The following is a 25,122-nucleotide window of genomic DNA, read 5'->3' as shown; positions in this document are numbered from 1 at the left end:
TTAAAAAACCCAAATTAACTCAAGAAAACTATCACGATACATCCTATAAGCTGGTTTCTTATACTGAGGGATCTACTCTGAAAAAACTTCTTTTTTAGAAATCTTTTTTCTTTCTTTATCTTGTGAATGAAAAGCAACGAAAGGCTTTTTTTGTCTATCGTTTACTTTATCATATTTTTTCGAATTTAATTTGCTTTCCATCCTTTGGTGTGCCTGGTGTATAAATGCTTCCAACCTCGTTTCTTCGTTAGTTTGCTCCTGACCATCGAAGGATAATTTGAGACATGGAAGACCATTAAAATCTCTTTGAAACTTTTCAAGCACTCCATTTACAACCGTTCCCGGCATACAGTGGAAAGGAATTACATTTACAATTCCATCAAACCCTTCCTCAAAATACTCAATTGCTTTGCCCATACTCAGCACCGGATCGCCTTTGTAAGAATCATCTATATACGGCTTCCCTTTTTTAATAAGTTCTTTGATAGATGTATCTTTCAAGAAGTGCCGAATTCTCCCTTTAAATACCTGTGTGAGTCTATAGGCATCATATCTCTGGACAATATCCGAAATAAATTCGCCTAAAAAACCTTTGTAATTCTTCTCAGAGAGGCAATTCTCCCTACGGCAGTGTGCAATATAATTAATCCATTCGGCAAAAGGCGGAATAAAAGCCTCTCCTCCCAAACGCTCAATATTCCTTGCGAGAAAATTATTTGCAAATTCATTGCATCGAACATAGGTTTCTCCGATGACACCGATTAACGGTCTGGGTTTACTCCGGTCTACCTTTATATCGGTAAAAGCCTTGCAAGCTTCCCTGGAGAGTTCAACGAGATCTAGATGCTTTTCAAGCGCGATTTCTGACTTTTTTACGTAATTTTCATAGAGCACATCCGTTTCACCTGTATTTACTTCATAAGGCCTTGTTTCTCTTTGTAGCTTTTGCAAGAGGTCAATATACATAATGCCGTTCCATGCTAACTTGCGAAAATGGGTGCCCAATTTTTTAGTATCTTCGCCATAGTTTTCTCCTTGATCCATTGTGTATATAGGCACATTATGAAATCCAAGCTCATCCAATACCATACGATGGAATGTATTATATTGTCCAAATCGGCAAGGACCGGATGCTGTTGCCATAAAGAATGCGCTGGATTCGGGATCAAAATCAGGATTTAACGCCTTTTTTACAATATCTCCTGTTGTAAGAATCGCAGGATAACATTCCTTTCCTGAAGTAAATTTGCGCCCGATATCAACCGATTGCCTGTTTGCCATAGGCAGCGCCTCTGCCAGTACTCCATTCGCTCTCATAGAGGCGGCAATCATTCTTCCATGATCGCACATATAAGGAATGTAAATCGTCCTTTTCTTTTTTTCAATGAATCCTTCAACAGGAATAGTTTCTCTTAATCTTTTACCGTTATGGCCGGGCTTAACATTTTTCAGGCTGTCGATAAATGCCTCACATCGAGTTATTGCCCCCACATCAGAACTGTGCTCATCAATTTCTATGGTCAAACAAGGTTTTCCCTCTAGCTCTTTAGTAAAGAATTTAGTTATAAATGAATCAGGACCACAGCCAAAATTAGTAATATACAACGGATAGAGTCTCTTATCTTTAGCTATTAATCTGGCAGCCGCAAGAAATTTTTGCCCCGTTTTCCAGTACATATTTGGATAATTATGAGCAACATCTTCAAGGTCTAACTTCAAAAAATCGAGAGGAATGGTCATAATTCCTAAATCACGCAGTTTTTCCGGAAGACCTAAGTTCATACCGGTATCACATCCATTGTAAGAGCGACTAATCAGCACAAATGCCCTTTCATTTTCTCCTAATTTCTCTAAAATTTCTTTTCCCCGAGCCTCTAAAGTTTTGTTAAAAGCTTGCTGTGCTTCATGTGCTGCCTTGATAGACGTTTCTACTACTTTCCCTGTTCTTCCTATATCTCTTGCCATTTGCCGCAGTGTCTTATTTACATACTCCTCTCCGTATTCAAAATGAATAATGGGAGACAAGACCTTAAAGCTCTTTTCCCTAAAATCAATAGCCGAGCGCACAAGATAGGGAATACATTGTACATAAGGACATGCATATGAGTGTGTAAGTTTTGAACTGGCATGTGTTAAATTAATAACGCTGGGAAGGAACAGATAATCAATATCCCTGTCTAAAAGATCTATTACATGTCCGTGGGCTACTTTAATGGGAAAGCATGTTTCTGCGGTAATTACTTCTACCCCATTATAAACAATATCTTTATTGGTATCGCTGGAAGTTATAACATCAAAACCTAATTCTATGAAAAATGCCTTCCACATAGGATAAAAATCATGGAAGGTAGACACCTGGGGTATACCGATCTTTTTCCCGATAGGCTGGTCTGGTTTGTTTTTCTTGTAGGTATTAAAGAGGGCTTCCTTCCTTTCACGAAAGAGTCTGGGCAGGTGTTTCCCCTTTTTTAAAGACCGTTCATCGTCAAATTTACCACAACGACTGCCATAATGAAGCGGATTTTCTCCCTCAATACTGACTTTTCTAATTTCGCAGATGTTTGAACAATCCTTGCAAACAAAAGAGGACAGCTCATATCTTTTGTGGCGGAGATCAAATCCTTTAAATCTTGATTTTTCCCAGGTTTTTTCTTCCATAGCAATAATGGCAGAGCCAATGGCGCCCATAATATCATGATGAGGGGGAACTATAATCTTTTTCCCTGTTACTTTCTCGAAAGCTGCCTTCACACCTCGGTTAGCGGCCACTCCTCCCTGAAAGAAAATAGTATTTCCAATCTTTCTATCCTCAACCACGCGGTTAATAAAGTTCAACACTACAGAGTAACTAAGACCTGCCAGTAAATCATCCTTGGATGTTCCCCGTTGTTGGTGATGGTTAAGATCGGATTCCATAAAAACGGTGCACCGTTCACCAAGATGGGAGGGACAACACGAAGAAAGGGCTCGTTTGCTAAATTCACCTTTGATACTTATACTCAGCTTTTCGGCCTGCTCTTCTAAAAATGAACCCGTGCCAGCAGCACATACTTTATTCATGGCAAAATCAACAATAGCGCCATTTTCTAATCGTATAAATTTTGAATCTTGTCCACCGATTTCAAAAATAGTATCTACATTTTTATCCACACAAGCCGCAGCAGTAGCATGAGCTGTTATTTCATTTTTTGCAATATCAGCGCCGATAAAATCTCCTGTCAGGTAACGGCCGGAGCCTGTGGTTCCAGCACCACAGATAACCACTTTATCTCCTATCTCCAATCCCACTTCATAAAGACCTTGCTTTACAGCTTCTAATGGTCTTCCCGCCGTCATAAGATAGCGTCTTGATAAGACATTTTTATATTTATCGATAACAACAACATTTGTGCTAATTGAACCAACGTCTACACCGACATATGCCTCAATCTTCTCATCTCCAATAACCGGATGTAATCCATCAATGATTTTATAGTTATCTGTACGGAGAGGTTCAAGGTTAGATGCCTTTGCGCTGCGGTTCCTCAGGTACTCCTCAATCTCCTTCAGTCCTCTGAAAGGTGAATGAATACCTTTATCCATAATAGTAAATACCGCCCCAATTGCTCCCATTACCTTAAAATATTTTGGTATAATCAGTTCCCCTAGTTTAAGTTCTAAAATATCCTCGAACGCCTTAACCATACCAGCATTTGCTGCTACACCACCTTGCAAGACAATAGGTCTGAAAAATTCCTTTCCCTTTCCGATATTGCTTTTAAAATTCCTTGCCATAGCATAACAGAGGCCAGCAACAATATCATGTACAGGTGTACCCTCTTGCTGAAGATGGATCATATCAGTTTTGGCAAACACACTGCAGCGGCCGGCTATGCGTGGCGGGTTCTTAGATTTTAATGCCAATTCCCCAAATTCTTTCTCTATAGCAATGCCGAGCCTTGTGGCTTGTTGATCTAAAAATGAGCCTGTGCCCGCAGCGCACATAGTATTCATTGAGAAATCCGAGACCTTTGTTTGTTGTGTTGTAGGGTCACGTTCAATAAGCATGAGCTTTGAGTCTTCACCGCCAATTTCGACAATAGTCCGTACTTCAGGGTGTAATGTTGTAGTCGCCTTGCTATGAGCCACAACTTCGTTAATAAACGCAATGTTCATTAACTCAGACACTAACTTGCCGCCAGACCCTGTAATAGCCATACCATCGATATCGTCAATGTGGGTTCTGTTGAATAGATCTTTTAAGACAAGGAGAAATGTTTCTACCGGTTGACCATGCGCGCGGATATAATGGTCTTCCAAAATTTCCTTATGCTCATTAATCAATACCGCTTTCACACTGACTGAGCCAATATCCAGTCCTATATATTTTTTCCGGGACATAATTTTATCCACTCTCTATATCGTTATTTATGAAATACTCTGAGCACGCTGAAAAACTAACTACATAAGGAATAGATTCTTCGCTTCGGCTGGATGATATTGTTTATTGTAGTACTGCTTTATCATTCTGAAGAAGCGGCGATAGAATTTGTTGCACATTGCAACTAAATACAAGCAGTTCAAGAATCTTGACTCTTGAAATTCCTAAACATAAACATTCAACTTCTTACTTCTTTACCACCTCATTAGGTGGTGTTATAACACCTGTAATGGCAGACGCAGCGGCAACAGCGGGACTGCAAAGATATATCTCGCTTTTAGGATGACCCATACGACCAACAAAGTTACGGTTAGTCGTTGATAATGCCCGCTCTCCTTCTGCCAGAATTCCCATATGTCCTCCCAGACAGGGACCACATGTCGGAGTAGAAACTACTGCTTCAGCTTCAATAAATATCTCAATCAGGCTCTCTTTTAATGCTTGTCTGTAAATATCCTGGGTTGCTGGTATAATGATAAGTCGAATAGAGGGATGTATCTTTTTCCCTTTGAGGATTTGAGCTGCTATGCGAAGGTCTGAAATCCTTCCATTAGTACAAGAGCCTATAACTACCTGATCAATCTTAATCCCTGAGACATCTTCTACTGGTTTTGTATTCTCAGGCAAACTGGGAAGCGCTATCTGGGGTGAAATATCATTGGCATCAAATTCATACGTTTTCGTATATCCACAATCAGAATCGCTTTGATACATTGTATATTTCTTCCCTACCCTGCCTTTTATATAATCTTCTGTATTTTTATCAGGAGAGATAATCCCACTCTTCGCACCGGCTTCTATTGCCATATTGCATATAGCAAAACGATCATCCATAGACAAATGAGTAATGGCGCTACCGGTAAATTCCATTGCCTTATAAAGAGCGCCGTCCACACCTATCTTCCCAATCGTATAAAGGATTAAGTCTTTCCCGGATGTCCAGTTTTTTGCCTGACCATGAAAAATAAACTTAATTGATTCAGGTACCTTCAACCACACCTTTCCCGTAGCAAAGCATGCGGCAAGATCAGTGCTTCCAACCCCGGTGGAAAACGCCCCAAGTGCGCCATATGTGCAAGTATGAGAATCGGCGCCTATGACAAGGTCGCCAGGAGCTACAATACCTTTTTCCGGAAGAAGCGCGTGTTCTATTCCCATCCGACCAATTTCAAAATAATGCTTCAAGTTATGCTCTACAGAAAATTCACGAAGGGATTTTGATTGTTGGGCAGATTTAATATCTTTATTGGGAGTGAAATGATCCGGGACTAATACGATTTTTTCCGGATCAAAAACTTTTTTAATTCCGGTCTTTTCAAATTCTTCGATAGCAATAGGCGCAGTAATATCATTTCCTAAACAAATGTCGACATTCGCATAAACAAATTGTCCTGGATGTACTTCTTTGAGATTACTGTGTGCAGCAATAATCTTCTCTGTTATTGTCATTCCCATAGATTTTTTATAGTAGCGTGCTTCGTTTTATCTTTCAAGACATAAGCAGCCTGGATAATTGTTAAAAAAGAAAGAAAGTAATTTTTAATTTTCTGAAAATCGCGTTCGGCGCCATGATTTTAAGAACAAAGGGTCCTGTAGATATTTTTTATGGCATTTGGCACACAAATCAAAGCGAAAGGTCTTGTATTCTCCGTTTTCTAACATATCAACAGCATCAGCAATATTATCACGCTCTTCGACCGTTTCTTCTATCTCCATAATTTCTTCATCTATATCCTCATCCATGTCTATAGCGTCACATGCGGTATAAACCTCAATTTTTACAACATATCGGGTATCCTCTTCTGCTAGCAATGGTTTACCGCACATATCGCAAGTATAGTGAACCATTCATATTCCTCCAAGTAATATTTATAGAATCATAGTTTATTTTGTTAATAGCTCAGGATGTAGAGTTCGAAGGTATAACAGATCTTCATGCAAGATTTTAAAACCAACTACAGAAAAGGATTGTGATTTTAATCTCTATGTAAGCAATTTCTGTCTGAAGCTGCCATTCTTGAATGGCCTTTTTATGCCATAGCCCTGAGCCTCTTGATCCGTTCTTCGATTGGTGGGTGAGTACTAAAAATTGCAGCGAATGAGCGGCCGCTTAATGGATTCACAATAAATAAATGTGCAGTAGATTTACCTGCATCCATTGGCTTAGCGATTGCTGCCCTTTGTAATTTTTCAAGGGCGCTAGCTAACCCTAATGGATTTCTAGTCAATAAGGCACCACCTTCATCGGCAGCATACTCTCGTGAGCGTGAGATTGCCATTTGGATTAAAAGGGCTGCAATAGGCGCTAAAATAGCCAAAAATAAAACTCCGATACCGCCGCCCCCTCTACCTTCTTCCTCTTCTCTTCCTCCAACTCCGCCAAAAAGCGCCCCCCATCGGGCCATATCCGCTAATAGCATAATAGCACCTGCAATAGTAGCTACGATGGTAGATATAAGTATATCTCTATGTCTGATATGACTTAACTCATGCCCCAAAACTCCTTTTAATTCTTCACGAGTCAAAGAGTTGAGCATTCCTTCGGTAACAGCTACAGCGGCATGGCTTGGGTTTCTCCCTGTTGCAAATGCATTCATAGCATTTGTTGGTATAACATATATTTTAGGCATAGGAATTCCTGCCTGCGTTGTTAGCTCCTTAACAATTCCATAGTAAGTCGGCAGATGTTGCTCAGAGATTTCCTTAGCGCCGTACATCTTCAAAACAATCTTATCGCTGAACCAATAACTGAAGAAATTCATACCCATTGCCATAACAAAGGCAAACATCGCTCCTTGCCGCCCTCCAACCATGTTACCAACCCATATGAATAATAGCGTCAAGGCAATTAATAATATAGCTGTCTTAAAATAACTCATACCACAACTTCTCCAATTTACAACATATTTAAAACATAAAGAAAGGAGCTCTTATTAAATATTTTAAACATAATATATTAGGAATTACTAAAGAATATAGCGAACTTACATATGATAAAAATTTATTATTAAATATTGCTATTAAAAATTATTATAAGTATAGCTAATCTTTTGTCAAGGAATTTAATCTGGATAGTATCAAAGAGAGAGATAAATAATGTTATTGATGTTTAAAGAGATATTTAGGGCTTATAAAGATATTTTCTCAAGTTTCCTGTCGATCGCAGTCATTATCTCATCGTACCTTGGTGAAACTTCTACCGGAAGATTGGCAAAACGTGGGATTACTTCTTCTAATTTATTCTCGTGATAGTTTATTTTAAATTCAGGAAATTTCAAACCGTGTGCAGTAGAGATAACTACAACCTTTTCGTTCCGCATTATCTCATTCTTTTTTATTAATTTTATTAATACTGCTAATGCTACTCCTGTATGGGGACAACTAAATAAACCGGTTCTATCTGCTTGTGCAGAAGCATTTGCCAATTCATCCTCTGTTGCCTGTTCTACAATACCATGGAAAGTTTTTAAGACATTGATAGCCTTTTTATAACTCACAGGATCGCCTATTTGAATTGCATTAGCAAGGGTCTTTTGTGCCTTCACCGGCCTAAATTCTTTGAATCCATGTAAATAACTAAGATACAGAGGGTTTGCCTTTGCTGCTTGTGCACATACGATGCGAGGTTGTTTCTCTATCAGACCCAATTCCTTCATCATGAGAAAGCCTTTTCCTAATGCTGCCGTATTGCCCAAATTTCCTCCCGGAACAATTATTACATCAGGCACTTCCCAATCAAACTGCTGAACTATTTCCATACTTACTGTCTTCTGTCCTTCAATTCGGAGAGAATTCATGGAGTTCGCTAAGTAGATAGTATTTTTGCTGCATATTTCCCTAACAAGTTTCATGCACCCATCGAAATCCGTATCCAACGATAAAGTGAGAGCTCCATTTGCGATAGGCTGAATAAGTTGTGCATGAGACACCTTATTCTTTGGCAAAAATACAATGGCAAGAATGCCGGCTGCAGCACAATACGAAGCCAATGCTGCAGAAGTATCTCCGGTAGAAGCACAAGCAACAGCCGGGATGCTTTTCCCTTCAGAAATCATTTGCTTAACCATAGATACCAGTACGGTCATCCCTAAGTCTTTAAAAGAACCCGTATGGGCATTCCCACACTGTTTAATCCAAAGGTCTTCAACACCAAGTTCCTTTCCGAGTCGCTCTGCCCAAAAAAGATTACTGCCCCCTTCATAAAGAGAAACAATATTCTCATTATCAACATTTGGACAAACAAACTCCTTTTTACCCCAGACGGAACTTCCGTAAGGCCACTTGGTTCTCCTATAGCGTTCATCAAATAACTTTTTCCAATGCTCCGGGGAATGCCTGCGAAGTTTACTTAAATCGTGTTTTACCTCCAGCAAATCACCGCACTTCCTGCATTGGTAAATAATCTCGTTCAGCTCATACTTTTCATCGCAACCTGAAATGCATTGAAACCATGCGTGATATGGCATGAACTATTTCTCCTCTCCAAACATTATAAAAATTTTACAATTCACTCACATTTCTCTTGGGAATAGTTTTTCCAAATAATTCAATACAAACCTCTCTTAAGTAGCGAATATTGTTCTAAATAAATCAAAATTTTAACTACTGATATTTATTACAAATAGTAAATTAATTATAGGCAGAGAAGCGTATAATTACAAGTATAATATGTGGTGTATATACAGAAGTTATTTTAATTTTGACAAAGGCGTTGTAGTTTTGATAAGATTCCGAATACCGTGTATTTACAAAAATTTTTTTCAAGAATATTTTCATATTTTGATAAGATTGATAGGCAATCCATCCGGCAGGGATTCAAGCATGCCTTCAGTGTTGGTACGTCTTGTGAAAATACAACATTAAGTGAAAAAGAACAAGTTCTTATTTCAAAATTAGTTACCATCGTCGGAAAACGGAAACTTACAGTTCCAGCCTCGCTCTTTCTTGAAAGTGTACAGCCGCTCAATTATATTGGAAGCCAGATGATGGTATTCTTCAGGCCATTTTTAACTTTTTTCTTTACCCCTACAGAATATGATTTACTTCAGGGTATCCTTGAAAAAAGGGATGGCATTAAAAGAATCATTGAGGAGCTAGAAAAAAGGGGAAATATCATTGCAGAGATACCAGGAGAAAGCAAGAAACAATAAAAAACAAAATACACTTCTATACTATTTAAGACTTTGTTTTTTCACATTCTTGCGATGAATTATTATAAGAGAGGATGATGATTTGTGAACGTAATCATCGCTACAGATTGCGGTAGCACTACAACAAAAGCCATCTTAATTGAAAAGAAGGACGGGGTATACCGGCAAACCTTCCGTGGAGAGTCGCCTACTACGGTAGAGGCGCCTTTTGAGGATGTAACCAGAGGTGTCTTAAATGCCTTTGCGGAATTAGAAGAACTCTCTGGCCGAAAAATACTTGATGGAGAAAAGATTATTACACCAGCACAAGGAAATGTTGGAGTAGATATTTACGTCTCTACCAGTAGTGCCGGTGGTGGATTGCAAATGATGGTCGCTGGGGCCGTAAAGACAATGACCGCTCAAAGCGCCCAACGTGCAGCATTAGGGGCGGGTGCAATTGTAATGGATGTTATTGCTTCTAACGATCAGCGCCTTCCCCACGAGAAGATTGATCGCATTCGGCACTTAAGACCCGATATGATTCTTCTCTCCGGTGGCACGGATGGCGGTACAGTTACTCATGTAGTAGAGCTGGCAGAATACATATCTGCAGCTAACCCCAAGCCCCGGCTTGGTATGTCTTTTCAACTTCCTGTCATCTATGCGGGTAACAAAGACGCACGGGAAAAAATTAAAGAAATTTTAGATAAAAAAACTTCTCTCCACATTACAGAAAATATCCGGCCTACCCTTGAGCGAGAGAATCTTTTTCCCGCACGACAAGAGATCCAGAAGCTTTTTCTCGAACACGTCATGGCTCAGGCCCCTGGCTACAAAAAACTTATATCATGGACCGGAGCACCAATTATGCCAACACCCGGTGCGGTTGGCCTTATTATGCAAACTATTGCCAGAAAAAATAATATTAATGTAATTGGGGTAGATATCGGTGGCGCTACCACGGATGTCTTTTCCGTGTATGGCGAAATCTTTAATCGAACCGTGAGTGCTAACCTCGGGATGAGTTATAGTATTTCTAATGTACTCGCTGAAGCCGGGCTTGAGAATATCCTCCGTTGGGTACCATTTGATATGGAAGAATCGGATCTCCGAAATAGGATTAAAAATAAGATGATCCGCCCCACGACGATACCCCAAACCCTGGAAGAGCTCAAGATTGAGCATGCTATAGCGCGTGAAGCACTAAGGGTATCTTTTGAACAACATAAATCCCTGGCAGTAGGACTCAAGGGTGTACAAAGGGAACGTGATATCTCAGAGGCATTTAAACAAGAAGCTGCCGGTGAAACAATCATAGACATGATAAAGCTGGATCTCCTGGTGGGTAGTGGTGGGGTGCTCTCACATGCACCACGACGGTCGCAAGCTATGCTTATGATGATCGATGCATTCCAGCCCGAAGGGATCACAAGGATTGCTGTTGATAGCATTTTCATGATGCCTCACCTCGGCGTCCTTTCCACGGTAAATGAGCAGGCTGCTACAGAGGTTTTTGAGAAAGACTGCCTGATTCATCTGGGAACATGTGTTTCTCTCGTTAAAGGTAGTATTGGGAAACATGGAGAAAAATGTATCTCATATACGATAATAATGTCAGATGGTAAAAGGATAGAAGAATCACTTCCTTATGGAGAATTACGTGTTATACCGCTTGGTATCGATGAGACTGCAGAAATTGAGATTTTACCCGGAAAAAATTTCGACGTTGGAACAGGAAAGGGTAAGCCCGTTACCAAGAAAGTTTTTGGAGGAGTTGTAGGTATCGTTATTGATACGCGTGGAAAACCAATAACTCTGGCAAAGGATAAGGCGTCAAGGGTAAAGCAGCTCCAGCAATGGGCTAAAGCTATCGATGCCTATCCAGAATAAAAATAGTATAGTTATTCCTGTATTTCATTCAGATGCAATATAAATAAATACCTATAAAGGTTCAATATGACTCACGCTTATACGCCCGGTTTACGCATAGCAGAAAAAATAAAGGTCACAAGTCATCGTGCCTTACCTTTATTGGGTGACGTTGTAGTTAAAAAAGGCGATCTCCTAAAAACGGAAGACATTGTGGCTAAAACCTATTTGCCTGGCAGAGTACATGCTATCAATGCCGTAAACCGCTTAGGTATCCAGCCTAAAGATCTCAGGGAATACATGCTAAAGAAGGAGGATGACTCTGTCCAAAAAGACGAACCCATAGCTGAAACTAAACCCTGGATCAAGATGTTAAAATCGGTCTTACACTCTCCCATTGCAGGCACCATTGAAACAATATCCACGGTAACAGGGCAAATACTCCTGCGAGAACCGCCAAAACCAATCCAGGTATATGCGCATATAGATGGCATGGTGATAGAGGTTATCGAAAAAGAGGGTGTAGTTATGGAAACGATAGCCACCTTTATTCAGGGTATCTTTGGCGTAGGAGGCGAAACGGTAGGTGAACTGGCTATTGCTGTAGATGGGCCTGGCGATATACTTACACCAGAACATATCCAATCCGGACATAAGGATAAGATCATAGTTGGCGGTTCCTTTATTCAGCATGACACTATTGATAAAGCAAAAAAGGCTGGTGTTAAGGGCATCATTGTCGGCGGATTTAACGACGAAGATCTCAGGAAGCTCCTTGGATACGATCTTGGCGTAGCCATTACCGGTTCAGAAGATATTGGTATCACACTCATTATCACTGAAGGTTTTGGTAAAATACAAATGGCTCAAAGAACTTTCGAACTTTTAAAATCACGCTCAGGTGCAAAAACCTCTGTGAATGGTGCTACTCAGATTCGGGCAGGCGTGGTAAGACCTGAGGTTATTGTACCTTATGAAAAAAGGGACAAGGCCGTGAGTGAAGGAACGGACAAACCCATCGACAGAGGCATGGAAATCGGAGATCCGGTAAGGATCATCCGTGTACCCTATTTTGGAAAAATCGGCAAGATCAAGGCTCTTCCCTTTTCTCCGCAAAAGATAGAAACCGAAGCCACCGTACGCATCCTCGAAGTAGAATTCCCCGACGGTACTACAGCCATCGTCCCACGGACAAATGTAGAAATGATCGAGAGATAACTTATGAAAGCAAGTATGTTTATTCTGATCAACTGAGCCGATCAGAGCAAACCAGCGCTCCTTTGGAACACGTCGCAGCCACTCAGTTGCCGCAGCAGTAAATTAGAGCTTGTATAGCCATCAGCATCGCAGACAATGTTCCAGTCTTTCCATTGGCCGCTTGCTTTAAAATGATATTCCTCTCCGGCAACAGGTCTTATCTGCGTATTATTCCATTTGGCAATAAAAGTGAGTATTGTAAAGGCGTGGATCTGGAAGCGTGTAAGAGGTACTTCGGTGAGATAATTTTAAACCATGTATGCTACGTGTCCGAATTAAAATTCTTTCAGGAAATTATCTTATATTCTCTTTTATATTACTATTAAGATACCTTCAAACTAAACAAAAACAACAGTTTGGATTTTAAAGGAGGAGAACGATATGTGGCTAATAGCATTGCGCATAACAACAATACTAGTCTTCTTTCTTGCATCCCGCTATGCCTTAAGCAGTCCCGGTAATGTTGATACCGGGTATGGGCGTCGCTATAGTCGGGGACCGGACGTTACCGGACCGCCAGAACTCAAGACTGCTGTTGCTGCCTACGACCGGGGTGAATACTCGGATGCTTATCAGCAGTTTTATCCGTTGGCAAATCAAGGGAATGCCGAGGCCCAGTATTACGTCGGCTACTTGCATGATAAGTTCCATTTGGGAATGATGCAGGATTATACTGTTGCGTTGCAGTGGTACCGCGCAGCAGCGGAGCAGGGCCATGCCGAGGCACAAATGCGACTTGGCGATCTGTATGCAAATGGCCGCGGTGTGCCGCGGGATCTCCGCGAGGCAGCTCGCTGGTATCAAATGGCAAAAGGTCAGTCAGGCGCCACCGCTGCTTCAAATACTAAGCGGGCACAGGATGGGTTGCAGCGTGTGGATGCCGCACAATCTTTAGATGCGGCGATTGCTGCCTATGAGCGTGCTGATTATGCGACAGCCTTTGCTCAGTTTAACGAACTAGTGAATGAACGGGGTAGCAAACCAGGGCGCCGTGATGCGGCTTATTATCAGCAATTGGCAAAGGCCCAATATTGGCTTGGTCTTCTCTATGAGAAGGGTCAGGGAGTGGAGCAGGACTATAAACAGGCAGCCAAATGGTACCGTGCCGCATCGAAATCAGGCAATGCTGATGCTGCGTTCAATCTTGGGGCATTGTATGAACACGGTCGCGGTGTTGCAACGGATTTTAAACAGGCGTTCGATCAATATGCTGCCGCTAAGGCTCGTGGCAATCCGAATGCCGCTGCTGCTGTAGAACGCCTTCAACACCGGATTCAACATCCTGGCGGTGCTGCCGGACAATTGTCGGGGTTTGATACAGCGGTTGCTGCTTATGATAGTATGAAATACGACTGGGCCATCGAACAATTTCTGCCGTTGGCACAAGCAGGTAATGCCGATGCGCAGTTGTATCTTGGTGAATTGTATGATCGGGAAAGAAGTATCGATGAATCTGCCCAATGGTACCGCACAGCGGCCGAACAGGGTGATGCTGAAGGGCAGTATCGGCTTTCGCGAATATATAGTTCCAATTATGTGGACCGTGAAGGCCGCCGTAAATGGACAAACTATGCTGAAGCTGTCCGATGGTGCCGTGCCGCGGCAGAACAGGGACATCCTGATGCACAGATGGATATGGGCGGGTACTATCGTGAAGGGCAGGGTGTGGCTAAAGACAGGGAGGAAGCGAACCGATGGTATCAAATTGCCCATAAGAATACAGAAGGCGTCACTCTGCTTATTGAACCACAATGTGCTACGGTTGCCGGAGTTGCGAAATTTACCACAGTCTATACTGCGTGTAATCAGGGTGATAAAGAGGGGGTATTTCAACAGTTAACCATCCTTGCGAAACAGGGCAATGCTCAGGCTCAGGATTGGCTTGGTTATTTGTATTATCAGGGGCTAGCGGGCATTCAGAAGCGAAAGATTTATATCGCCGGGACTAACCATGGGTATTTTCAGAGGGCTGCACAGTTAGTTCGTACTGCGGCAGAACAGGGTTATGCCCCTGCCCAGTATAATCTCGGCATCATTTACGAACACGGCATGGGCATTGCAGCAAATGTAACCGAGTCGGTCCGTTGGTATAAGGCAGCATCCCGCCAGGGCATTGCGCAAGCCAAAGACGCTTTGACACGGCTAGGGAAGTAGGCCTATCTTCCTGGCTTTACAACTTTCGCTTTTCCATTGAAGAAGGTTAATGACCCTATGATCCAAACGCTTTGCACGAAGAGATATTATTGTCTGACTGACGAGAAGATTGCAGGAAGCTCTTCACGAGTCTTAACGCGGGAATACCTGATATGCTCATCCGAAAATTTAATATCGTGGCTGGTTTCTTTACAGATGATCCCTTCGATCTGTGTACATGTTGTTGTTTCAGGATCAAATCGTATCGCGCGGATGTGATCGTAATCAAGCTGACCCGATTTTGAATCAGGAAGATAAATGGCGCCGGTCGTAAAATCCACGGCAAAGGCGATAATACCCGGAACCAAACCGACCAAAAGCCAAGCTCCATCCATTAACGCTACTCCCACATCGATGCGTCCGGCCTCTTGATTTCTTCGTTCCGGGTATAGGATCGTGCCGCAGGAAATAACTTGAAAGCCTAACAAGGCAACGATAAAGATTTTTGCTATTTTGTTTAAGGTAGTCATGTTTCTCCTTTGCTCTAGACAATATTATCTGTAAATGGCATTATTAATTCTTTGGGCAATACACCGCGCAAGGCATCTGCACCGCCGTCGTCAACAACACGGCCGATGGCGTTCCCGGCTTTATCCTTGGATTCTTCGACCTCATGATTGGAACGATTTGAACGATTGGATGCCAATACAATTAAAATGCAGACAACAAGTCGGTAATAAAGCTGATAATCTTCATTTTCCCCATAAAGCCCAATGCGTTTTTGTTTCCTTATACGTACCGCCTGATACTCCTTTTGTATCACCCTATCGGGTCTTCAGAGGTTTGTCTGATTGCCCTTTTTTACCAATCGGTTTTAAATAAACCGAAATCACTTCCCGATAAACCTGCCCATTAATAACATGCGCATTTTTCCCATTACAATCACCCGTTAGAATAAAGCCACAAAACGTGCGTGGCGGGTCTTCAAAGGTAGTGCCAGTATCCAATTCCGTGCAAACACGATCGTCTAAAATGGAGTCCAATTCTTGCTCTGGTGTGCGTTCCCCTTTACAAACCCCGGCCACTGGTGGCTCTAAAAAAATATTTCCAAAAAAATCGCCCTCATACAAAGAGAAAACTCGCTCTTCCTCCTGCTCCGGGGTTGTTCTTAGACTGACAGGCGCATCTTTAAGCGGGCTCCGCATCGAAATTTCCACGTGCTTGCCAAAATAATTGGTTCTTGCCAGCATGCACGCTGAGACCCAACGCTCTTGTTCAGGAGTCAACCCCTCGTCTTCCCAATCAGGCGCCAAGCCCATTACGCCTTCAAATGTATATTCCACGCCGTCTGTCTTTCCGTAAAGTTCAATGCCACCAGGCAAGGCGCATTCGACCAGGTATTTAAGCAATTCCCGCCCTTCTTCTGAAAACAAAAACCCTGTTTGACGAAGCTCTCGCCGAACAGGGTTTTTTGTTGTTAATTTACTATCAGCACGGACTAAGTCCGCGACATTTACAATCTCTAATTTTTTTTTGCCAAACCGCTCTTGCTTAAATCGTTTAATGTTGCGTCATTCTTTACCATGTAGCCGCTGCCACCAGCACGCAACCCATACAAGATTTTGCCATTGTCTAATTTAATGCCATTTATCGACAGGCCATTTATTGTAAGGCCATTTAGCGACCGGCCATTTACTGTAAGGCCATTCCATGACATGCCATTTATTGACAGGCCATTAAAAGATATACCAGCAAAAGAAGGCACTGCGAAAGCAAAAATCACTACTATTGCTACCATTGGTACTAAAATCTTTTTTAACATAAAATACACTCCTTACAAAGTTAGTGAAAGAGATAAAGTAAGATTGCTATCATTCTTTCTGTTAAAGAAAAACACTGTTTATTATAGCACATTTAAAAAAAATGTCAAGTTTTTTAATTTTTGATAATGATGTTACTATTGTGAAATGTTAATAGTATTGCTATATTTAAAATATAAATTTTAGGTAAAGGATAGGAAGAAGGACCTTTAGGGATAGAAGGCCTTTCTGCGCGACTTCTTTCAGAGTAGTCATTTTTGTGATAGCTTCTTTATCAAAACCTGGGAAAGATATCAAATAAATTCTTATCTAAGGTTCTTATAGGTATTTCTATAACCCGTTCTCAAGCATAAGTTCTTGTAGCGGTTACTTTTCTTATTGTAATTTAGGTGCAATAAATTATAATTACAAAAGTTTATACATAAGACTTTTCATTTACCTTAGAGTGATATTAATACATTGCTTAAAAAACTATTTTTTATTACTATTATTTTGCTTTTACTTTTTTTCCCCTGTTTTATAAGTTTCGCTCAACAATTACCTGCGTTTCTTATCCCTCCCACAGAATTTAAAGCCTTTGATACCCCTAATGACGCCGGGGAAACAGTATCGCTGACCTGGCCAACGTCTCCTAGTGATGCATCCGATGTCTTTTATATAATTTATATCGATAAGGACAAAAACGGTACCTTTGAGAAAGAGGTTATTCGTATAAAATCAAATACCAGTTATCGGACAAGTGTTCCTGAAATTTATGGGTATAAGAAAGGAAATGGCGATTACCACTATGTTCAGATTAATCTCAGAAAGATTTTCAACGGAGAGGTATCCGATAAAAGATTAGTCTATTATTTCAAACTGGCAATGGCGGCCGGGGATAATAAAATTATCCTGGATACTATAGCCTCAGCATCGCCCCGCGCCAATTGGCTGCACACAAAAAAGATAAATAATTTTGTGATTATGATCATACTCTCGGCCATTATTCTTTATTTTATTGTGCATGCACGAAGAAATCCTGATATGTTTCTGAGAAAGATAGGCGGATTGGATGCCGTGGATGAAGCCTTGGGCCGGGCCACGGAAATGGGTAAACCGGTACTTTTCGTTCATGGATTGACCGGTATGGGAAATATTTCAACAATTGCAGCAACGAGTATTCTGGGCAGAATTGCACGGAAGATTGCTGATTATGATGCAAATCTGAAGGTCGTTAACAATGACCCGATTGTTATGTCTGTAAGCCAGGAAGTAGTAAAGGAATCTTATCTGGAGGCAGGACGCCCTGATGCTTATAATCCAGACAACGTATTCCTTGTAGCCTCAGAACAGTTTCCTTATGTAGCAGCAGTAAGCGGTATTATGACCCGTGAAAAACCGGCTGCCAACTTTTTTGTAGGATATTTCTATGCAGAAGCCTTGATTTTGGCTGAAACAGGCGCAACAACAGGGGCAATTCAGATTGCCGGAACGGATGCTTATACTCAATTGCCCTTCTTCATTACCACGTGCGATTATACCTTAATTGGAGAAGAACTTTATGCAGCCAGCGCTTATTTGTCAAGAGAGCCTATGCTTATGGGCACACTCAGGGCACAAGATGTAGGAAAGGGTTTACTTATTATTGTATTACTATTGGGCACGATACTGGCTAGTTTTGGATTTGAATATATTACGCATTTATTTGATGCCTTTTAATATCGTTTAGCTACAAATTGGCACAATATACATAACAAAAATAACAGTATTTTACATAATTTTTAATAAATAATTATATGAACTTTCTCAAACGAACTATTCCATTACTTATTGCTTTTGTCATGGGCGTACTCATGGCTATGCAGTACTACGTTCCTCATAAACTATCACAGGATTTATTAGAGATAGTAACCCGATGGGATAGGATTATAGCGGGTTTTGCTGTATTTATTGGAGCATATAGTTTATTCCATCTTCACTGGACAAGAATCAAAAGAAGGGTGGAAGGATGGGGATACAGTATTTTTGTTTATTTCGGAGCTATCATTACCTTAATTTTTGGCCTTATAAACGGAGGGAAATTCTTCTGGAATGATAAGCAGGATGGGACAATGTTTGATTGGTTTTATTATTACATACAAGTGCCGGCAGGGGCTACCATCTTTTCTATTTTAGCTTTCTTTATCGCTTCTGCAGCTTACCGGACCTTTCGTGCGCGTACAAGGGAATCGACGGTATTGTTAATTGCTGCTATTCTTGTTATGCTTGGGAGGGTTCCTATTGGAAATTATATTTCTCAGTACATTCCGGCCGTTGCTGACTGGATTATGGCGGTTCCTAACCTTGCTGCCAAACGAGGTATTCTTTTAGGCGTGAGCTTAGGAGCAATTGCAACCTCATTAAAGATTATATTTGGCATCGAGCGATCTTATCTTGGCGGGGGTGATTAGTGGAAAGGTTTTTACGGATAGACCGGCGCTTTATCTTTGCAATCATTACGGTAGCTGTTATTATCTCCCTCATCCTGCAATTTGAGCTGCCTGTGCCTGAATCAGAACCTGTTCGGAGAATTTATGAGAAAGTAGAGTCATTGCCTAAAGGTTCCCACATCATGATTGCCTTTGACTATGATCCATCCTCTAAAGAGGAGTTGCAACCGATGGCTATTGCCTTCCTCCATCATTGCTTTAGCAGAGATTTAAAAGTAATCGGTATGACACATTACACAGGGGCATCAGGCCTTGCAGAACAGGCAATGAATCTTGTGGCCAAAGAGTACCAAAAAAAGTATGGTGAAGACTATGTCTTTTTAGGTTACAAACCTGGCGGCGCTTCTCTCATTATTAATATGGGAGAGAATCTTTATTCTGCCTTTCCGAAAGATTTTTACGGAAATGATACCATGACCTTGCCAGCCCTACAGGGTATCGATTCGTTAAGAAATATTGACTATTTACTCGATATCGCATCAGGAACAACGATAGAAACCTGGCTTGTGTATGGAAAAGAGAAATATAAATTCGAACTTGGCGCAGGATGTACTGCAGTAATGGGGCCTGATATGTACCCCTTTCTTCAATCAAAACAGCTTAATGGCTTACTCGGAGGCCTCAAAGGAGCGGCAGAATATGAGACGTTGATCAACAAAAAGTCCTTTGCGGTAAGTGGAATGCGCCCCCAAAGTGTGGTACATATGCTTATCATTCTTTTTGTTATATTTGGCAATGTTGTTTATTTTGCATCCAGAAGGACACGGCATGCGTAAGGATTCTAATTTTTTTATCCTCATTGGCTCGATTAGTTTATTCGTTTGTATTAATATCTTTTTAATGGTATCAGGAAAGTTGCCTTTTACCTCTCACAGTTTTGGAATTATTCTCGGCGCGGGACTTACCCTGTCTATTTACAGCTTTCTTTATCAGGATAATCCAGCCTTTAAGATTGCCGAAAATCTTTATGTAGGTGTTTCCTTAGGATATACCATCATTATTACCTGGTTTAATTTCCTTAAGCCAGACTTGTATGATCCGCTTATTGTGCCTGTTTTTTCAAAGGCTGCAACAAAAGAGCCGCAGTATACATTACTAATACCTTCCTTATTAGGCATTTTTATGCTGTTGAGATTTTCAAAAAGTTTATCATGGCTAAGTCGCTGGACGTTTGCATTTGTGGTAGGATTAGGGGCAGGAATTAGTATTCCAAGAGTGATCTCGGCATTCATCTTGCAACAAATAAAACCTTCATTACAGCCTGTCTTTTCCGGTAGTGAAACTATTTTCTCCAGTATAGATACCTTGCTTATATTATTAGGAGTAATATCGGTGCTTATCTATTTTATCTTTTCTGTTGAACATAAGGGCGCAATTGGAAAGATATCAAAGATTGGGATATGGTTTCTTATGATATCCTTCGGAGCTTCTTTTGGTTATACGGTTATGGCAAGGGTATCATTACTCATAGGCAGGGTCCAGTTTTTACTAAAGGATTGGTTGGGTATTTTGCAATGATGCTAAGAACTTTTTGTAGCTATTTCATACTTCATTGATACCATGAAGTGGTAGGGTATTTTCTTCTGTGTTTATCAGCTTATTAATTGCTTCCAGAACAGGCTCTGTGGAGTTCTGAAATTTAGCTATAGGATTCACGATTGCAAGGCCACGGTAATAGGTAACAAGTCCTTCTGCAATCTCTGTCATAATCTTGTTGAAAGTATTTCGCTTTTTTGCTCTTGCAAGTTTTACTTCAGGACCTTTATCACCGGTAATTGGAATCCTTTCATAACTTCCGAAATCCATCCTTAATATGTTAATCATGCCGCCTTGTCCGGATAATTGGTTCACAATTTCTGCCGAAGGTAACGAGGCAATATAAGCTAAAGGATATGTATAATCTTTATAGTTGTCTTTATGCACATAAAAATCACTTCGAATCTCCAGAGTATCAAAGTACGCTTGCACTTTTGCAAAACATTCTTTATTTACTATAGATTCGTCTATTTCTTTGATCTGTTTGCTATCTGCTTTCAATCTCCCCAGAATAATGGTAGTAGCAATTACTCTGTCTTGCTGATACGTTTTTACCTCAATTTGAATATAATCATTACTCACAAACTGCCATAAGAATAAATTGCATGTTCTTTCGGTATAAAAAGCCGAACCAGTAAATTTTATATTTAATGAAGATATTTCTAATTCTGGAAACAGAATTTCAAGGGGAAGGATGATTTTAGAAACGGTCATAGCGCCAGGAACTATATTCCCTTTGCGATGAATAAGATTATTATCATTTGTTACATCAACAAAACGTTCACCGTGTTGTTTAGAGATTCTGTATTCATGTTTGATCAAAAATTTATCCCATACTAACAACCGACGTTCATTGTTACTATCGTGCTCTAATACTAAACCTGGATGCGGTGTTTGTGCCTTTGCGTCCCGAAAGCAGATTTTATCGGTTAAAAAACCATCTACCCGTCTTAATGGGAGCAAAAATATAGGGGTTTTCGATCGATTCATTATGATACTACCGATAAAAAATTTATTTCTTTTAATTTTTTTGATTTTATTATGCAAACTAACTTATGTCAAGGATTTTAAAAATTTTTCATTTTTATAAAACAAATCTTATTTCTACGAAACATACGACCGTAGATTGCATACTTGACAAAGATTGCATACTTGACAAAGATTGCATACTTGACAAAGATTGCATACTTGACAAAGATTGCAAGTCTCAGTATGCTACCGACATTTATATAATAATTAGCAGATATTTTTATATACAGTAAATAACTGATAAATATGGAATTTATTTTAATAAAGGAGATATTGAAATGCAACGTGTATGTGTATTTGAGGATTACCAGCATTCACAATTAACTCCACTCGTATATACGAGAGCGACTTTTGAACTCAGGTGTGGTCTCTTTACCACCTTAGAAAGGATTATAAGACATTACTCTCATATCCCTGTTACACTTTTTTGTAGAAATTATTTATCTCATGTAATGCAAGAGCGTTATCCCTATTGTGTTAGTAATCTCCTTACAACCGATGATATCTGCCTCTTTTTAAATGGGCGTGCAATCTTTTCAACCCGTATCCCTATAGAAGGTAATGAGGAGATTGGAATCAAAGACAATACTATTGTTTATATGAGACTTAAAGGAGAAAATATTAAAAAAATATCCCCTGAGGCATTTCTTACACAGAACCCTATTGAATTACTAAAGGGAGTTCCAATAGTTAACATTCAAATACCCATGATTAACTATTTTTGGGATATTATTAACCTCAATAAATCCCAATTGGGAAAGGATTTCACGTTGTTTGCCCAAAAGGGAGCTATTTCTGAAAGATTGTGTGATGGCGTTTACTTTATGAATAAGGACCAAATTTTTATTGGTAAAAATACTCAGATTAAACCTTGCTGCGTATTAGATGCCGAAAGCGGACCAATTTATGTTGGTGATTACGTTACCATCTCCCCTAACACAACTGTCAAGGGGCCTGCTTATATTGGTAACCATTCAGTTATTCAGCCAAACGCAAAGTTGCGTGAAGGAACGAACATAGGAGAGTTGTGCAAAATAGGAGGAGAAATTGTAAATACTATCTTTCATGGCCAAAGCAATAAACAGCATGATGGATTCTTTGGTGATTCGTATATTGGCTCATGGGTCAATATTGGAGCAAGTACGGTAAACAGCAACTTACTTAATACGTATGGAGATATAAAAGTAAAATTGGGAAATGATATCCTGAGTACTGGGCATATGTTCCTTGGAATGGCAATGGGTGATAACACGAAAACAGCAATTAATACCACAATCATGACTGGCAGTGTTTTTGGCTTTGCCTGCAATATCGTCACTCCAGCATATCCTCCAAAATATCTTCCTTCTTTTGCCTGGTATTCACATCATGGTATAAAAGTCTATACCCTGGAAAAAGCCTTGCACGTGGCAAAGATTGCGATGAAAAGACGTAACAAAGAAATGACTCCAACGGAAGAACAGCTTTTTACGATGGTATTTCAGCTTACTGAAAAAGAAAGAAATTCCCAGTGAAAGGAATTTTATGGAAAAAAAAATCAAACACGAGCGAATTATTATTGACACCAGTATTTTTACCAACCCTGATGTTTATCAGTCATTTGGCGTTTCTCCCACAGAAGCGCTGCGCACGTTCTTAGAAATTATCAGCAAATTAGATGGACCGACTTTTTACATGCCTCCAACAATCTATCAGGAACTGCTTAATTTTGTTGTAATTGAAGATATTCCTCTTGATTTGCAAATCCGTATATTCCAGAAACCCCCAAAGCGGTATGAGTTATCGGTTCCGGCCTTTTTGTTGTATGAGCTTATAGAGGATGTACGCCTTAGGATCGATAAGGGCCTGCGGGTGGCAGAAGAAGCCGTGCGTGGAACATCACCCGAAACTGAGCCAGAGGCTATTGCTAACTTGCGGAAAAAATATCGCGCGGCACTCCGTGAGGGTATTATTGACAGCAAGGAGGATGTTGATTTGATCCTTTTGGCTAAAGAGCTGGATGGTATTGTAATGACAGCCGATTCAGGCATTGTCAAATGGGCTGATAAGCTTGGTATCAGATACATCGACCCTCGTATGCTACGAGGCATTCTGGATAAATTAGCGATGTCAAAGGATGTCGAGTAATACGTCGTTTTTCTCTCCATTCCTTATCGCATAGAGATCGTTTGCTCAGGTTACGTAAAAGCTCAATCTACATGAAATGAGCCTCCCAGGTGTTTTTGGAGAATTTCATATGATGCATAGCACTTTTTTGCAAATCTGACATGCCAATAATCACCCTCCCTGCTTTTAGATAATACCTCAAACTTTACTTTGCATTTATACAGATGATCTATCATCCGTTGTATATTTTTTTCCTCCCGGAAACGCAGGAGAAACCGCTCTTCAATTACCTCTTCTCTTGCCACCTTGGTAATGCTCTCATAGATAGGCTTTAAAAGCGACTCGCCAAGCTGGGCAAAAACTTCTGGTTTTAATGAATGAGTGTGTTCATGGATAGAAAGCGCTGCACGAATGATCCGATGAGTGAAAAACTCAGACATCATTTCCGCCATTAAGGGAGCAGTAACCCGAATATCACGGAAACAAGAGCCTAATGTCACGTATTTCAAGGTCTTCTCAAGGGGGTTGATCGGTTTTATTAGCATCCCCTCGCACCCTTTTTCCTCTAGCTCCTTAACAACCTCTTTCAGACCTGAAATATCGGAGGGAGAAAAACATCCAAATCTCCTTACCGTTGGCATATCATAAATATCAAAAAGTTTATATCGCTCTTCTATGGGAAGATTATGAGGTTTATTCATTACCATTAAATCAAATGCAAAAAAACGAATATCTTCTTTTACATAGGGAGGATGCTCGATATTGTAAGGATTGTCCGGACCTGCAAATTCACCACAAACAATCAAACCAGGATTTTCATCAAATATCCTTTTTACATCCAGAAAATCCACAATCCGGTCTGTTGAAAACGGGCAAATATAGGCGCCACGTGAAAAAGCTACTATTTGCCCCTGGATACGTGCAATTCTCACATTGTAACCATCAACCTTTTCTTCAACGTAAACTGGTTGAGTATAGGCATGATAAATACCATTTTCTAAATGCATTATCCGGGCAATCCGGGGAAAATCAAAAATAATCCCATCTTGGGTAACGATAGATCCTTTTTCCAAAAGACCAACCTTTTTTGCAACCCTATAGACGCAAATGTTGCCGAATTCTTCATGGATGACATCATGTTTTTCAATAGATTCCTTCCACATCGGTTCTGAGATACCAACCTGCTTAACCACTTCATACATTTGCATATCCATCGACTCTCTCAATATATATTTCGGAATTTACCATAACTCATAAAACAGTCTTTTTACCAGAAAAATGCTAAAACTATAAAATTTTTGTTCTTCGTAATGACACTCTTCTCTCATAGTCTGTTTACTTAGATGTCAGAA

Annotated in this window: 21 protein-coding genes; 10 read left to right on the top strand and 11 right to left on the bottom strand. The window is 40.3% G+C overall.

Going from position 1 to position 25,122, the window contains the following annotated elements; all coding sequences use genetic code 11:
- Positions 1-72: 72 nt before the first annotated feature.
- The 5 genes from FBQ94_RS06840 to thrC form a co-directional block, all read right to left on the bottom strand.
- Positions 73-4,380: an acyl-CoA dehydratase activase gene (locus FBQ94_RS06840; RefSeq protein ID WP_007220641.1), complete on the bottom strand. Its 4,308-nt coding sequence runs from the start codon at positions 4,378-4,380 to the stop codon at positions 73-75.
- A 226-nt stretch (positions 4,381-4,606) separates the two neighbouring features.
- Positions 4,607-5,875, bottom strand: coding sequence for a 3-isopropylmalate dehydratase large subunit (gene leuC / locus FBQ94_RS06835; protein WP_007220640.1), 1,269 nt, complete (start codon positions 5,873-5,875; stop codon positions 4,607-4,609).
- An 84-nt stretch (positions 5,876-5,959) separates the two neighbouring features.
- Positions 5,960-6,268 carry a hypothetical protein gene (locus FBQ94_RS06830; RefSeq protein WP_007220639.1) on the bottom strand — a complete coding sequence of 103 codons (309 nt, stop codon included), beginning with the start codon at positions 6,266-6,268 and terminating at the stop codon, positions 5,960-5,962.
- A 182-nt stretch (positions 6,269-6,450) separates the two neighbouring features.
- Positions 6,451-7,299 carry a zinc metalloprotease HtpX gene (htpX, locus tag FBQ94_RS06825; RefSeq protein WP_007220638.1) on the bottom strand — a complete coding sequence of 283 codons (849 nt, stop codon included), beginning with the start codon at positions 7,297-7,299 and terminating at the stop codon, positions 6,451-6,453.
- Between the two features lie 249 nt (positions 7,300-7,548).
- Positions 7,549-8,886 carry a threonine synthase gene (gene thrC, locus FBQ94_RS06820; protein WP_007220637.1) on the bottom strand — a complete coding sequence of 446 codons (1,338 nt, stop codon included), beginning with the start codon at positions 8,884-8,886 and terminating at the stop codon, positions 7,549-7,551.
- A 273-nt stretch (positions 8,887-9,159) separates the two neighbouring features.
- Here thrC and FBQ94_RS06815 point away from each other — a divergent pair, with 273 nt between their 5' ends.
- The 4 genes from FBQ94_RS06815 (at position 9,160) to FBQ94_RS06800 (ending at position 14,832) form a co-directional block, all read left to right on the top strand.
- Positions 9,160-9,570: a hypothetical protein gene (locus FBQ94_RS06815; RefSeq protein WP_040543272.1), complete on the top strand. Its 411-nt coding sequence runs from the start codon at positions 9,160-9,162 to the stop codon at positions 9,568-9,570.
- A gap of 84 nt (positions 9,571-9,654) precedes the next feature.
- A complete protein-coding gene (locus FBQ94_RS06810) occupies positions 9,655-11,442 on the top strand; it encodes a glutamate mutase L (protein ID WP_007220635.1) in 1,788 nt (595 codons plus the stop codon).
- A 66-nt stretch (positions 11,443-11,508) separates the two neighbouring features.
- Positions 11,509-12,639, top strand: a complete 1,131-nt coding sequence (locus tag FBQ94_RS06805) for a hypothetical protein (protein WP_007220634.1) — start codon at positions 11,509-11,511, stop codon at positions 12,637-12,639.
- 420 nt (positions 12,640-13,059) lie between these two features.
- Complete coding sequence (locus tag FBQ94_RS06800) at positions 13,060-14,832, top strand: tetratricopeptide repeat protein (protein WP_007220633.1); 1,773 nt, start codon at positions 13,060-13,062, stop codon at positions 14,830-14,832.
- 86 nt (positions 14,833-14,918) lie between these two features.
- On the opposite strand, the gene FBQ94_RS06795 is transcribed toward FBQ94_RS06800, so the two are convergent.
- From FBQ94_RS06795 to FBQ94_RS06780, 4 genes are all read right to left on the bottom strand, one after another.
- On the bottom strand, positions 14,919-15,341 hold the full coding sequence (locus tag FBQ94_RS06795) for a hypothetical protein (RefSeq protein WP_007220632.1): 423 nt from the start codon (positions 15,339-15,341) through the stop codon (positions 14,919-14,921).
- A 14-nt stretch (positions 15,342-15,355) separates the two neighbouring features.
- Positions 15,356-15,634 (bottom strand): hypothetical protein, encoded by a 279-nt coding sequence (locus tag FBQ94_RS06790; protein ID WP_007220631.1) that lies wholly within the window; start codon positions 15,632-15,634, stop codon positions 15,356-15,358.
- Between the two features lies 1 nt (position 15,635).
- Positions 15,636-16,193 carry a hypothetical protein gene (locus FBQ94_RS06785; RefSeq protein ID WP_285442064.1) on the bottom strand — a complete coding sequence of 186 codons (558 nt, stop codon included), beginning with the start codon at positions 16,191-16,193 and terminating at the stop codon, positions 15,636-15,638.
- A gap of 140 nt (positions 16,194-16,333) precedes the next feature.
- Entirely contained in the window at positions 16,334-16,633 is a 300-nt protein-coding gene (locus FBQ94_RS06780) for a hypothetical protein (RefSeq protein WP_007220629.1), read from the bottom strand.
- A gap of 457 nt (positions 16,634-17,090) precedes the next feature.
- Between FBQ94_RS06780 and FBQ94_RS06775 the strand changes: the two genes are divergently transcribed.
- The 4 genes from FBQ94_RS06775 to FBQ94_RS06760 all read left to right on the top strand — a co-directional run bounded on the left by FBQ94_RS06775 (position 17,091) and on the right by FBQ94_RS06760 (position 20,617).
- Positions 17,091-18,329 (top strand): DUF6754 domain-containing protein, encoded by a 1,239-nt coding sequence (locus FBQ94_RS06775; RefSeq protein WP_007220628.1) that lies wholly within the window; start codon positions 17,091-17,093, stop codon positions 18,327-18,329.
- Positions 18,330-18,406: 77 nt separating this feature from the next.
- Positions 18,407-19,060 (top strand): hypothetical protein, encoded by a 654-nt coding sequence (locus FBQ94_RS06770; protein ID WP_007220627.1) that lies wholly within the window; start codon positions 18,407-18,409, stop codon positions 19,058-19,060.
- A complete protein-coding gene (locus FBQ94_RS06765) occupies positions 19,060-19,875 on the top strand; it encodes a hypothetical protein (RefSeq protein WP_007220626.1) in 816 nt (271 codons plus the stop codon). The genes FBQ94_RS06770 and FBQ94_RS06765 overlap by 1 nt, the downstream gene beginning before the upstream one ends.
- The gene (locus tag FBQ94_RS06760; RefSeq protein WP_007220625.1) at positions 19,868-20,617 is read left to right on the top strand and encodes a hypothetical protein; all 750 of its coding nucleotides are present in this window, start codon (positions 19,868-19,870) and stop codon (positions 20,615-20,617) included. The genes FBQ94_RS06765 and FBQ94_RS06760 overlap by 8 nt, the downstream gene beginning before the upstream one ends.
- 24 nt (positions 20,618-20,641) lie before the next feature.
- Here FBQ94_RS06760 and FBQ94_RS06755 read toward each other — a convergent pair whose 3' ends face one another.
- Positions 20,642-21,625 (bottom strand): hypothetical protein, encoded by a 984-nt coding sequence (locus tag FBQ94_RS06755; protein WP_007220624.1) that lies wholly within the window; start codon positions 21,623-21,625, stop codon positions 20,642-20,644.
- Between the two features lie 317 nt (positions 21,626-21,942).
- On the opposite strand from FBQ94_RS06755, the gene FBQ94_RS06750 reads away from it, so the two are divergent.
- Positions 21,943-23,178 (top strand): putative sugar nucleotidyl transferase, encoded by a 1,236-nt coding sequence (locus FBQ94_RS06750; protein ID WP_007220623.1) that lies wholly within the window; start codon positions 21,943-21,945, stop codon positions 23,176-23,178.
- Between the two features lie 10 nt (positions 23,179-23,188).
- Positions 23,189-23,791, top strand: coding sequence for an RNA ligase partner protein (locus FBQ94_RS06745; protein ID WP_007220622.1), 603 nt, complete (start codon positions 23,189-23,191; stop codon positions 23,789-23,791).
- Positions 23,792-23,853: 62 nt separating this feature from the next.
- Here the strand turns inward: FBQ94_RS06745 and FBQ94_RS06740 are convergent, their stop codons facing one another.
- Entirely contained in the window at positions 23,854-24,978 is a 1,125-nt protein-coding gene (locus FBQ94_RS06740; protein WP_285442063.1) for an RNA ligase, read from the bottom strand.
- Positions 24,979-25,122: the final 144 nt, after the last annotated feature.

This window comes from Candidatus Jettenia sp. AMX1 (genome assembly GCF_030263775.1).
GTDB lineage: Bacteria > Planctomycetota > Brocadiia > Brocadiales > Brocadiaceae > Jettenia > Jettenia caeni.
Note: the sequence above shows the minus strand (reverse complement) of the source record. Positions and strands in the feature narration are given on the sequence as shown.

Coding starts and splice junctions, on each gene's coding strand:
- htpX (WP_007220638.1), bottom strand. CDS start 7,299: ATGAGTTATTTTAAGACAGCTATATTATTAATTGCCTTGACGCTATTA.
- FBQ94_RS06830 (WP_007220639.1), bottom strand. CDS start 6,268: ATGGTTCACTATACTTGCGATATGTGCGGTAAACCATTGCTAGCAGAA.
- FBQ94_RS06770 (WP_007220627.1), top strand. CDS start 18,407: ATGAACTTTCTCAAACGAACTATTCCATTACTTATTGCTTTTGTCATG.
- FBQ94_RS06800 (WP_007220633.1), top strand. CDS start 13,060: ATGTGGCTAATAGCATTGCGCATAACAACAATACTAGTCTTCTTTCTT.
- FBQ94_RS06780 (WP_007220629.1), bottom strand. CDS start 16,633: ATGTTAAAAAAGATTTTAGTACCAATGGTAGCAATAGTAGTGATTTTT.
- FBQ94_RS06840 (WP_007220641.1), bottom strand. CDS start 4,380: ATGTCCCGGAAAAAATATATAGGACTGGATATTGGCTCAGTCAGTGTG.
- FBQ94_RS06755 (WP_007220624.1), bottom strand. CDS start 21,625: ATGAATCGATCGAAAACCCCTATATTTTTGCTCCCATTAAGACGGGTA.
- FBQ94_RS06760 (WP_007220625.1), top strand. CDS start 19,868: ATGCGTAAGGATTCTAATTTTTTTATCCTCATTGGCTCGATTAGTTTA.
- FBQ94_RS06795 (WP_007220632.1), bottom strand. CDS start 15,341: ATGACTACCTTAAACAAAATAGCAAAAATCTTTATCGTTGCCTTGTTA.
- thrC (WP_007220637.1), bottom strand. CDS start 8,886: ATGCCATATCACGCATGGTTTCAATGCATTTCAGGTTGCGATGAAAAG.
- FBQ94_RS06750 (WP_007220623.1), top strand. CDS start 21,943: ATGCAACGTGTATGTGTATTTGAGGATTACCAGCATTCACAATTAACT.
- leuC (WP_007220640.1), bottom strand. CDS start 5,875: ATGGGAATGACAATAACAGAGAAGATTATTGCTGCACACAGTAATCTC.
- FBQ94_RS06745 (WP_007220622.1), top strand. CDS start 23,189: ATGGAAAAAAAAATCAAACACGAGCGAATTATTATTGACACCAGTATT.
- FBQ94_RS06740 (WP_285442063.1), bottom strand. CDS start 24,978: ATGCAAATGTATGAAGTGGTTAAGCAGGTTGGTATCTCAGAACCGATG.
- FBQ94_RS06805 (WP_007220634.1), top strand. CDS start 11,509: ATGACTCACGCTTATACGCCCGGTTTACGCATAGCAGAAAAAATAAAG.